At 69.2% G+C, this 10,693-nt stretch carries 8 protein-coding genes; 5 read left to right on the top strand and 3 right to left on the bottom strand.

Features of this window, described 5'->3' with window-relative positions; genetic code table 11:
* Window positions 1–201: 201 nt before the first annotated feature.
* Complete coding sequence (locus CIK71_RS16550) at window positions 202–1,197, bottom strand: LacI family DNA-binding transcriptional regulator (RefSeq protein WP_096166787.1); 996 nt, start codon at window positions 1,195–1,197, stop codon at window positions 202–204.
* 137 nt (window positions 1,198–1,334) lie between these two features.
* On the opposite strand from CIK71_RS16550, the gene CIK71_RS16545 reads away from it, so the two are divergent.
* Genes CIK71_RS16545 through CIK71_RS18095 form a run of 5 tightly spaced genes read left to right on the top strand, consistent with a single transcriptional unit; the run spans window position 1,335 to window position 6,620 of the window.
* Complete coding sequence (locus tag CIK71_RS16545) at window positions 1,335–3,392, top strand: glycoside hydrolase family 127 protein (RefSeq protein ID WP_096166786.1); 2,058 nt, start codon at window positions 1,335–1,337, stop codon at window positions 3,390–3,392.
* Window positions 3,392–4,714, top strand: coding sequence for an ABC transporter substrate-binding protein (locus CIK71_RS16540; RefSeq protein WP_096166785.1), 1,323 nt, complete (start codon window positions 3,392–3,394; stop codon window positions 4,712–4,714). Before CIK71_RS16545 ends, CIK71_RS16540 begins: the two co-directional genes overlap by 1 nt.
* A gap of 9 nt (window positions 4,715–4,723) precedes the next feature.
* On the top strand, window positions 4,724–5,686 hold the full coding sequence (locus tag CIK71_RS16535) for a carbohydrate ABC transporter permease (RefSeq protein WP_096166784.1): 963 nt from the start codon (window positions 4,724–4,726) through the stop codon (window positions 5,684–5,686).
* The gene (locus CIK71_RS18100; RefSeq protein WP_241964199.1) at window positions 5,686–6,126 is read left to right on the top strand and encodes an ABC transporter permease family protein; all 441 of its coding nucleotides are present in this window, start codon (window positions 5,686–5,688) and stop codon (window positions 6,124–6,126) included. Before CIK71_RS16535 ends, CIK71_RS18100 begins: the two co-directional genes overlap by 1 nt.
* A complete protein-coding gene (locus CIK71_RS18095) occupies window positions 6,123–6,620 on the top strand; it encodes a carbohydrate ABC transporter permease (RefSeq protein WP_241964198.1) in 498 nt (165 codons plus the stop codon). The genes CIK71_RS18100 and CIK71_RS18095 overlap by 4 nt, the downstream gene beginning before the upstream one ends.
* A gap of 337 nt (window positions 6,621–6,957) precedes the next feature.
* Here CIK71_RS18095 and CIK71_RS16525 read toward each other — a convergent pair whose 3' ends face one another.
* Window positions 6,958–9,000, bottom strand: coding sequence for an acyltransferase family protein (locus tag CIK71_RS16525; RefSeq protein WP_096166783.1), 2,043 nt, complete (start codon window positions 8,998–9,000; stop codon window positions 6,958–6,960).
* A 253-nt stretch (window positions 9,001–9,253) separates the two neighbouring features.
* Window positions 9,254–10,579: an ISL3 family transposase gene (locus tag CIK71_RS16520; protein ID WP_096166782.1), complete on the bottom strand. Its 1,326-nt coding sequence runs from the start codon at window positions 10,577–10,579 to the stop codon at window positions 9,254–9,256.
* Window positions 10,580–10,693 lie beyond the last annotated feature (114 nt).

Here is a 10,693-nt window from a genome sequence, read left to right as displayed (position 1 = left end):
GATGTCCTGCGACATAACACGGCGCCCGCATCGGTCGTCACGGTACAAAACTTCGCGGCGTCGCCGAGTAGGTCGCTGCCACGGGCGGCACGGCCGAGTAGGTCGCTGCCACGGGCGGCGGGGGCTCGGGCGACGCGCATCGGACGCTCACGTCCCGGGCGACGCGATCCGGCGGGGCCACAGGATCGAGACACGCACCTCTCACAGGCTCGAGGCGCGCACCTCCAGGCGCGGCGCGAGCACCTGGCGCCGCGGGGGCTCGGTGCGGCCCTCGACCAGGTCGAGCAGGGTGCGGCCGGCGAGGCGCCCGAGCTCGGCGAGGCCCATGTCCACTGTGGTCAGCGGCGGCCGCGAGGCGAGCGCCATGACCTCCCAGTTGTCGAAGCCGGTGACGCGGACCTGCCCGGGGACGTCGATCCCCTTCTCCCGCAGTCGGTCGGTCACGCCGCGCGCGATCTGGTCGGAGCCGCACACCAGGCCGTCGAGGTCGGGATGGGAGGCCAGCAGCATGTCCACGGCGGTGCGGCCCCATTCCTCGGACCAGTGCCCGAACAGGGCGGGGGTGATCAGGCTGTCGCCCAGCGTCTCCTGCACGGAGACCGCTCGGGCGTCGGCCGAATGGTGCCGCTGCGGACCGGTGACGTGGGCGATACGGCGTGACCCCATGGCCAGCAGGTGCTCGGCGGCCATCGCCGCACCGGCCCCTTCGTCGGCCACCACGGCGTGGTCCTCGGGGTCGTCCGAGGGCGAGAACGCGTAGACGGTCGGGATCTGCAGCCCGACCGACGGCCGCGGATCGGTGGTGCGACCGGTGATGATCAGCCCGTCGACCCGGCGCTCCTGGAGGGAGGCGAGGTAGTGGCGCTCGCGCAGGACGTCGTCGCGGGTGTCGCACAGGATGATCGCCATCCGTCCAGCGGCAAGGGCGTCCTCGACGCCCATCAGCAGCGGGATGGTGAAGCGTCCGAAGCTGTCCGTGGTCAGCAGGCCCACGGTGTAGGTGCGGGTATCTGCGGGCCCTCGCCCTGCGGCGCCGACGACGAATCCGAGGCGCGCCGCGGCCTCCTTGACGCGGGTGCGGGTGTCCTCGCGCAGCTGCCCGGTGTCGTTGAGGGCCTTGGACGCGGTGCTCACCGAGACCCCGGCGAGCTCGGCGACGTCGACGATGCGCGGCACCGCGTTCTGCAAGTTCTTCACGTGACCTCCAGTGATGTCCCGGTGCTCCGCGCCAGGGTCGGAGCGAGGGGTTGTCGCGTGGACGCGACCGTGCCATTATCGTCACAGAAACACAGTTTCCGCATTTTCCGCAACGACGCATCCTGCGAGGTTCCTCCATGGCCGCTGCGCCCGCCCAGCTCTCCGCCCCCGCTGTCCCGACCACGCAGGCGAGCGCTGCCCTGCGACCCCTCGCTCCCGGCGACGCCCGCATCACCGACGGCTTCTGGCACACCCGACAGCAGCGCAACCGCTCCGCCGGGCTCCGCTCGGGGTACGAGCAGCTCGAGGCCTCCGGCACGTTCCGCAACTTCCGCATCGTCGGCGGCGCGGAGCAGGGCGAGGCGTCCGGCATGATCTTCCAGGACTCGGACGGCTACAAGTGGCTCGAGGCGGTCGCCTACGAGCTCGGCCGCGAGGACGACCCCGAACTGCGCGGGATGGCCCAGCAGGTCACCGGCTGGATCGCCTCCGCCCAGCAGGAGGACGGCTATCTCAACAGCGTGCACACGCTGCGCCACTCCCCCGAGGAGCGCTACTCGAACATGGCCTGGAACCATGAGCTCTACTGCTACGGGCACCTGATCCAGGCCGCGGTCGCCCTGTCCCGCAGCGCCGGCGAGGAGGAGCTGCTGGCCGTCGCCCTGCGGATCGTCGATCACCTCCGCAGCGTCTTCGGGCCGGATCTGCGCCACTCCACCTGCGGGCATCCGGTGATCGAGATGGCGCTCGTGGAGCTGTACCGCCTCACCGACCGCACGGACATCCAGGACCTCGCTCGGTTCTTCCTCGACGTGCGCGGCGCCGACGAGCGGTTCCCCGGCGCCCACCCCGGGCCCGGCTACTTCTCCGCCGACGTCCCGGTGCGCGCCGCCCACTCCGTGGAGGGCCACGCCGTGCGCGCCCTCTACCTCTTCGCCGGAGCCACCGACCAGGCGATCGAGGACGGCGACGCGGAGCTGCTCGCCCGCAGCGAGGCCGTGTTCGCCGACCTCCTGGCCACCAAGACCTATGTCACCGGCGGGATGGGCGCCCGCTGGGACTGGGAGGCGTTCGGGGACCCGTACGAGATGACCACCGACCGCGGCTACGCCGAGACCTGCGCGGCCATCGGCGCGATCCAGTGGGCATGGCGGCTCCTGCTGGCCACCGGCAAGGGCGTCTACGCCGATGCCGTCGAACGGCTCCTGTTCAACGCCTTCCTGGCCGGGGTCTCCCTCGCCGGCACCGAGTACTTCTACGTGAACTCGCTCCAGCTGCGCGAGGGCGCGAAGGCCGACGAGGGCCGCTCGATCGCGCACGGCCGACGCGGCTGGTTCGACTGCGCCTGCTGCCCGCCGAACATCATGCGCACCTTCGCGAGCCTCGACCACCTCGTCGCCACGTCGACGAGCGAGGGTCTGCAGATCCATCAGTTCGCCGCGGGCACCTGGTCGACCGGAGAGGGGACGGAGCGCCTGAGCGTCTCCGTCGCCACCGGCTACCCCGTCGACGGACTCGTGCGCGTCACCGTCGAGGAGGCGCCCTCCTCCCCGACCAGCCTGTCCGTGCGGATCCCCCACTGGTCGCGCGGCACCGCCCGCCTGAGCGTCGGCGGCACCGACGTCCCGCTCCTGGCCGACGACGACTACGCGACGATCGAGGCGACCTTCGACGTCGGCGACGTGATCGAGCTGCACCTCGACCTCACCCCGCGCTTCGTCGGCACCCATCACCGCCTCGACGCCTCCCGCGGCGCCGTCGCCCTCGAGCGCGGGCCGCTGGTCTACGCGATCGAGAACGAGGACATCGCAGACACCGAGGGCACCCACGACACCCACAACACCCACAACACCCGGGACACCCAGGACACCCAGGACACCCAGGACACGCAGGACACGCAGGACAATCGGAGCCAGGACGAGGCGCTGACGGTCGACGACGCGGCGGTGGATCCGAGCGCGACTCCGGTCCCCGGGGCGCCGATCGCTGCGCTCGACGGCGCGATCCCGCTGGCGATCCAGGGCAGCTCCGTGACGGTCTCGCCGTCGGCATCCGCCTGGCCGTACCCGCTCCACGGATCCGCCGAGGCCGCGAGCACCCGCATCCCGGCCACCTGGACCGCGATCCCCTACTACGCGTGGGGCAACCGCAGCGTCGCCCCGATGCGCGTCTGGCTCCCCCTCGAGGTCGACTGATGCTCTCCCGGCGCCGATTCCTCCACGGAGGTCTCGCGCTCGGGACAGCCGGCGCGGGTCTGGCCGCGCTCGCCGGCTGTGCGGGCACCCTCGCCCCGGTCGACACCACCGCAGACGGCTTCGGCGAGGAAGCCGCCGGTACCGTCACCGTCTGGTGCCGCGCCGCGACGCAGACGGCGATCCAGGCAGCCGCGACCTCGTTCAATGAGCTCCACGAGGACCTCGAGGTGCAGGTCCTGCCGATCCCGGACGCGCAGTACGTCACCAAGCTCGCCACCTCCATCCGCGGCGGCTCGGTGCCGGACATCGTCGACTTCGACCTCATCAACTGCCCGCTGTTCTCGGTGCGCGATGCCTTCGCCGACGTCACCGAGCTGGTCGAGGCGCTCCCGTTCCGGGACGCGCTGTCCGCCGGGCATCTGGGCCTGGCCACCTACGAGGACCGGATCTACGGGATCCCCTTCATCGGGGACTACTCGACCCTTTTCGCGAACACCGACCTGTTGGGGGACGCCGGGTTCGAGCTCTCCGAGATCTCCGGCAGCCTCGAGTCGTTGATGGAGACCTGCCTGTCCGTGAAGTCCGCTCTGCCGGACGTGCACCCATGGACGTTCCCCGGCAACGCGTCCGGTGCGATGGGCTTCACCATCCAGCCGATGATCTGGGCGGCGGACACCGACCTGATCACCGGCGAGCTCGGCGACCAGTCCGGGAACGTCGTCGGCAACGACACGGTCGAAGCGGTGCTCGAGTTCCATCGCCAGCTGTGGGTCGACGAGCTGGTCCCGCGGCGCAGCTTCGTCGAGGACGGCGCGCAGTGGGGCCACGACTACCGCTCCGGCGAGGTCGTCTTCTTCCCCGGGGCCTACGGCTCCGCGGTTGCCGAGGCCGACGCGGACTTCCGCCCGATCTCCCAGAACGTGCTCCTGCCGGGGCCCGAGGGAGGACACGCCACCTTCTCCGGCGGGGACAACATGTGTCTGCTCAACGGCGCCCCGAACGCCTCAGGCGCCTGGATGTTCATGGCGCACACCCTGGAACTGAACGTCCAGCGCGCGCTGCCGGACAGCGGCTACATGCCCGTCCGGTCCGACAGCGTCGACGCCGAGTTCGCCGAGTCCTACGAGCAGGCCGTCGTGCCCGTGTCGAACCTTGACGAGGGCTATGTCCCCTCCACCCTCGCCTACAACCTGCTCTACAACCAGTCCGCCAGCCCGTGGCTCGCCATGATTCGCCGTGCCGTGTTCGACGGGGACGTCGCCGGCGCCATGGCCGAGGCGCAGTCCGAATACGACCGCATCCTCACCCAGACACAGCTCTAGGAGTCCGTCATGACCGCTCTCAACGCTGAGGCGCGACCCGGACCAGCGGGGCCTGCTCCCCGCACGGGACCGCCCCGCCCACAGCGCTCCGGCCGACCGCGCTCCCTGACGCACCGTCCGACGACAGGCATCGTGCTGGTCGCCCCCGCGATAGCCCTGGTCACCTTCTTCGCGCTGATCCCGCTCGCCTTCGCGGTCTACATCTCCTTCACGAACTGGCCGCTGATCGGTGAGTACAGGTTCGTCGGCCTCGACAACTACGTCCAGGCCGTGCGCGACCCCGGGATGTGGAAGGCACTGCGCTACACGCTGCTGTACACCGCGATCGTCACCGTCCCGATCCTGCTTCTCGGGTACGGGCTGGCGGTCCTGGTGCGTGCGAATCGTCGGGGATCTACCCTCCTGCGCACGATCTTCTTCATCCCGTACGTCGTGGGGCTGACCACCCTCAGCTACATGCTGGTGCTCGAGGCGCAGCCCGACTCCGGGGCCCTGAATCGGATTCTCGCAGCGATCGGCGTCTCCGACGGGAGCACGGCCTGGCTGCTCGACGGCACCACGGCCACGATCCTGCTGTCGGGCCTGGTGATCTGGGCGGTGCCGGGCCTGACGATGATCCTTCTGCTCTCCGCGATGCAGGGGATCCCGTCGGAGGTCTACGAGGCCGCCGACATCGACGGCGCGAGCTGGCTGCGTCGCGAGCTGTCGATCACCGCCCCCATCATCCGACCGGCCATCGGAATGTCACTGATCATCTCCGTGATCGGCTCATTCCTGGCCTTCAACCAGTTCTTCATCCTCACCAAGGGCGGGCCGGGGACCGACACGATGACCATCGTCGGCTACATCTACAACCGCGCCTTCGTCGAGCTCCAGCTCGGCTCCGCGACCGCGATCTCCCTGATCCTCGTCCTGTTCACGGCGCTGATCACCGTGCTCCAGTTCGTTCTGCTGAGAGGGAGTGACGAGTGATGAGCCGTCCCCAGCCGGCCACCCGGGACCGACGTGCGGCGTCCGCCGCCGAACGTCGACATTCACCGCACGCCACCGGCGACCACCATTCAGCGCGCGCCATACGGGATCGTCGGAAGGTCCCCTACGCGATCATCGGTGTGCTCTTCGCGCTGATCTTCATCGTCCCGCTGCTCTGGTCGATCCTGCGAGCCTTCCAGCCGCACGAAGTGATCCTCGGGACCCCCGGTCTCGGAGAGATGTTCGATCTGACCTGGGAGAACTTCTCGTTCTTCCTCTCCTCGGACGGCACGATGCTGCGCCCCGTCATCAACAGCATCATCGTGTCGCTGTCCACCGCGGCGCTGACGGCTGTGGTGGCGACGCTCGCCGGGTACGGATTCTCCAAGTTCCTGTTCCGTGGGTCCCCCTCGCCTTCAGCCTCATCCTGCTGTCGATGATGGTGCCGTTCCAGGCGATCCTCACTCCCCTGTACCTGCTGATGAACTCCGTAGGACTGACGGACTCCCTGCTGGGCCTGGTGCTGTTCTCGACGAACTTCGCCCTGCCGTTCGGCATCTTCCTCATGAAGAACACCTTCGACACGGTGCCGCAGGCGCTCGAGGACTCCGCGATCATCGATGGTGCCGGGACCGTGCGGATGCTGGTCAGTGTGCTGCGGCCGATGATCCTTCCGGGGATCGCGAGCTCCGCGCTCTACGCCTTCCTCACCTCGTGGACCGAGTTCCTGGGGGCGCTCACCTTCCTCACCACGGAGAGGTACTTCACCCTCCCCATCGCCCTGCTCAACATCCAGGTGGGCACCTACGGCGAAGTCGACTTCGGGCAGCTGGTGGCAGGTTCCGTGATCGCGATGATCCCGTGCGTGATCCTGTTCCTCTGCCTGCAGCGCTTCTACGTGCAGGGCCTCGCCGCCGGCGCCGTCAAGGGCTAGGCGACGGACTCAGCCTCGGACTCAGACTCAGACTCGGACTCAGACTCGGGCACGGACACGGGCACGGACACGGGCAGGGGCACGGGCACGGGCACGGGCACGGGCACGGGCACGGGCACGGGCACGGGCACGGGCACGGGCACGGGCCGACACTGCCCCGCGCCGCGCCGCACGTGGGCGTCCCTGCTGCAAATGTGAGCTGGGGACCTATGTGAGGTGCTCACATAGGTCCCCAGCTCACATTTGGTGACTGCGACGCCGCGGACCGGACCAGGGCGCCAGCCGGGCGCGCCCGGGTTCGCCGCGCCGCCGTGCCCCGTGCCCCGCGCCGCCCGGGTCAGTCGAGCGCGCTGCTGAGCTCCTCCCACAGCGGCTCGGTCAGCTCACGGCTGTAGTGCGCCGTGAGGTGATGGCCGTCGCGGTAGACCAGGAAGTTCCCGATGATCATCGGGCACTCCTCCTCGTTGCAGAGGTAGTCCGAGAAGTCCAGGTAGCGGGCATCGGTGTCCTCCGTCGCCGCCTTCTCGGCCTCCACGACCGCCGGATCGAAGGCCTCGGCGCGCGGGATCGCGCACTCGTCGGCGCTCTCCAGATCCTTCGAGAGGCAGACTGCCGGAGTCACGTCCTGGTGGGGGACGTCGGCGATCACGTCGACCTGCGGGCCATCGATCGCGGAGATCGTGGATTCCATGCTCTGCTGCCAGTCGGCGCCGAAGTCGTCCGTGCCGCCCACGCGATCGATCCGCTCGGCGCCGTAGTTCGCCATCAGCACCAGCTCGGGCTGCTCCTCGTTGATCCGGTCGATCACGCCCTGGCGCCACTGGTCGCAGTCGGTGTACGGCACACCCTCGAGCTCCTCCTGCACGTTCGCCGAGTAGCAGGAGCTCTTGGTGTTCGTGTCCAGGCGGATCTTGCCGTCCTTCGCGAGCTCCTCGAGCGCCGGATACCAGCTGGCCGCATGGGAGTCGCCGAAGAGGAACACCAGCGGGGCGTCCTCGTTGTCACCGATCTGGCAGCCGCTGGAGTCGGTGCCCTCCTTGTCGCGATGGCAGTCGTTGTCGTAGATCGCGGGGTTGTCGTCGTCGGCGTCCTCGAGGGTGGGCGTGAGGTTCGCGGGGACGAAGTCGGTGCCCTCGGGCTCCTCCGTGACCTCCTCCGCCGAGGCCGTCTTGTCCGTGGTCGTGTCCTCCTGCTCGGTGGCGAGATGCGCACCGCTGCCGGCCGCGATCAGCACGGCGGAGGCGGCCAGGGCGGAGACGCCCGTCCACAGCTGCGAGCGGGTGCGCAGCGGGGACCAGGCGATCACCGGGCGCTCCACGAAGCGGAACAGCAGCCAGGCCACCGGGACCGCGAGCGCGCCCAGGGCGAGCGTGCTCCACAGGGGCAGCGGGTTCTCCTCCCCCACGGCGACCTGCGGGATCACCAACAGCGGCCAGTGCACCAGGTACAGCGAGTACGAGATCGCGCCGACGAACTGGAACGGGCGCAGGCTCAGCAGACGATTCGCGTTCAGCGCGCCCGGCGCGGCCCCGCCGATGATCAGCAGAGCCGTCGCGATCACCGGCAGCGCGGCCGTGTAACCGGGGAAGGGGGTCTCCTCCTGGTACAGCAGGCCGACGCCCAGCAGGAGTCCGAGGCCCACCCAGGACAGCAGACCGATGCCGACCCGCCGCAGCCACGGGGCTCCGGTGCGCATCAGGAAGGCGACCAGCGCGCCGGCGCCGAGCTCCCACGCTCTCGTGGGCAGGGAGAAGAACGTCCACGGCTGGGAGACGCCCATCCATGCCACGCACAGCGCGAAGGATCCGGCCGTCAGCACGGCGGCCATGATCAGCAGCCGTTTCTCGCTGCGCCGGCCGAGCCAGAAGCCGAGGGCGAGGATCGCGGGCCAGAACAGGTAGAACTGCTCCTCGATGCCGAGCGACCAGTAGTGCTGGAAGACCGACGGACTCGTCTCCGCCAGATAGTTCGTCTCCTGCGAGGCGAAGAGCATGTTCGGCACGTACAGGGCGGCGGCCACCGCGCCCCGGGCCACCTCGTTCATCAGCAGCGGCGGCATCCAGATCCAGGCCGCCACCACGGTCAGCAGACCCACCAGGAGGGAGGCCGGCAGGATCCGCCGGGCGCGCTTGGCGTAGAAGCTGCCGAAGCGGATCCGTCCGTGCGTCTGCAGCATCTCCAGCAGGTGCGTGGTGATCAGGAATCCGGAGATCACGAAGAAGACGTCCACTCCGACGTACCCGCCGGAGAGCCGCGAGACGCCTGCGTGGTAGAGCACGACGAGCAGCACGGCGATCGCCCGCAGCCCCTGGACGTCCGGACGGAAGCCGGATTTCTTCGAGGCCGGGGCTTCGGTGGACTTCCCGGTTGCTGCTGTCACAGGGATCCTTCCCGCGGAGTTCTCGGCCCGTGGAGTGTAACGGTTCCCTGGGAGAACGAGCTGGACGGAGGAGGCCGACGCTCAGCGGGTGCCGGTGCCGCCCCTGCTGCTGACATCGGCGGCCGCGTCGGAAATGGGCTCTGACCAGGTGTCCGAGGCTGGCTCAGAGGGGGTGTCGGAGGTCACATCCGTGCTGTGGTCGGTATCGGCCTGTCCAACGGCATCGGCATCGGTGCCCTCGATATCCGGCTCTTCAGAGATGAGTGTGGGGTGAGGCGTCGAGTCCGCCAGCGATGAGGAGCATTCGGAGGCGGTAGTGCTCGAAGTTCCGGAACCCACGGGCAATACGGCGGCCGAGCTCGATGATCCCGTTTATGGCTTCCGTGCCGCCGTTGCTCGCGCCGTCGGTGTCGAAGTAGGCCAGGAACGCCGTCTTCCAGCGACGCAGCGTCTTCCCGAGCCTTGCGATCTCGGGAATCGGGCAGGACGGCAGAGTGTCGATGAGTTGCTCGGCGAGCCGACGTCCCTGGGCGGGTGTGGCCTGGTGGAACACGTCTCGGAGGTCCTGCGCGCACTGGTAGGCGACCTCGACTGCGACGTGATCGGGGTGAGCGGAGAATGCCCTGGCCAGGCGGTTCTGCTGGCGCGTGGTGAGGCGTTCACGCCCGGCGCGGAGGATGTGCCGGATCCCGAACAGAGGGTCGCCCTTGCGGCCGCGGTGGCCGAGGGTCTCTTGTTGAATTCGGCGGCGGACGTCATCGACCGCTGCGCCGGCGAGCTTGACGATGTGGAAGGCGTCCAGCACGCAGGTGGCGTCCTCGAGCTGGTCATCGATCGCGTTCTTGTATCCCTGGAACGGGTCCAGCGTCGCGATCTCGATCTCCTCCCGGAACCTCTCACCGCGTTGGCCCAACCAGTCGCGATAGACCGTCCCGGACCGACCTGGGACGAGGTCGAGCAGCCTCGCAGTGGGGTGGGTTCCTCGGGTCAGGTCCACCATCCCGGTGAGCGCTTTCGGCCCGCGCCGGCGCGGGTCACGGTGGTGCCAGATGTGCTCGTCCACGCCCAGGACCTGCACGCCCTCGAACCGCGACGGGTCTTCCGCGGCCCGGGCCAGGACGGGCTGGACCTGGGACCAGAGCGTGTTCCAGGTCGTGCTGAGCTGGCGGGCGAGGCCCTGGATCGTCGCTCCCTCACGGCGGAGCTGACCGATCGCCCAGCGGATCGCGCGCGTGCTCAGCAGGCCCCGCGGGGCGCAAACCTCCGGGTCCTGCTCGAGAAACGTGGCCACCTTGCAAACGTCCTCGAGGCAGACCCAGCGGCGCTTGCGCCAGCGGATCCGCACCGGCCGGCCCGCCCAAGGCGCATCGATCACCTCAACCGCGATCCGTCCGTGACCAGTGGCGATGACTCCGCAACCAGGACATCCCGTCACCGGGTCACAGGACTCGACCTCGAGGACCAGCCCGGCCCGGGCCTTCGAGACGGCCACCAGATGGAGGCCGGGGAAGTCCAGCAGAAGGTCGCATCGGTCGCAGCGATCGAGCGTGTCAGGGCATACGCAACTATGGTTGTGCATTGTCGAGGTCCTTGGTGCGAGCAGAGGTAAGAGTCCGCTCATCATCGAGGACCTCGACGTCTATCCCCAGCTACCCCGCACCACCGGCGCGCCCACACTCAACTCTGAAGAGCC

It is taken from the genome of Brachybacterium alimentarium, assembly GCF_002332425.1.
Taxonomy (GTDB): Bacteria; Actinomycetota; Actinomycetes; order Actinomycetales; family Dermabacteraceae; genus Brachybacterium; species Brachybacterium alimentarium.
The sequence above is the reverse complement of the archived record's forward strand: the minus strand, read 5'-3'. Positions and strand labels throughout refer to the sequence as shown.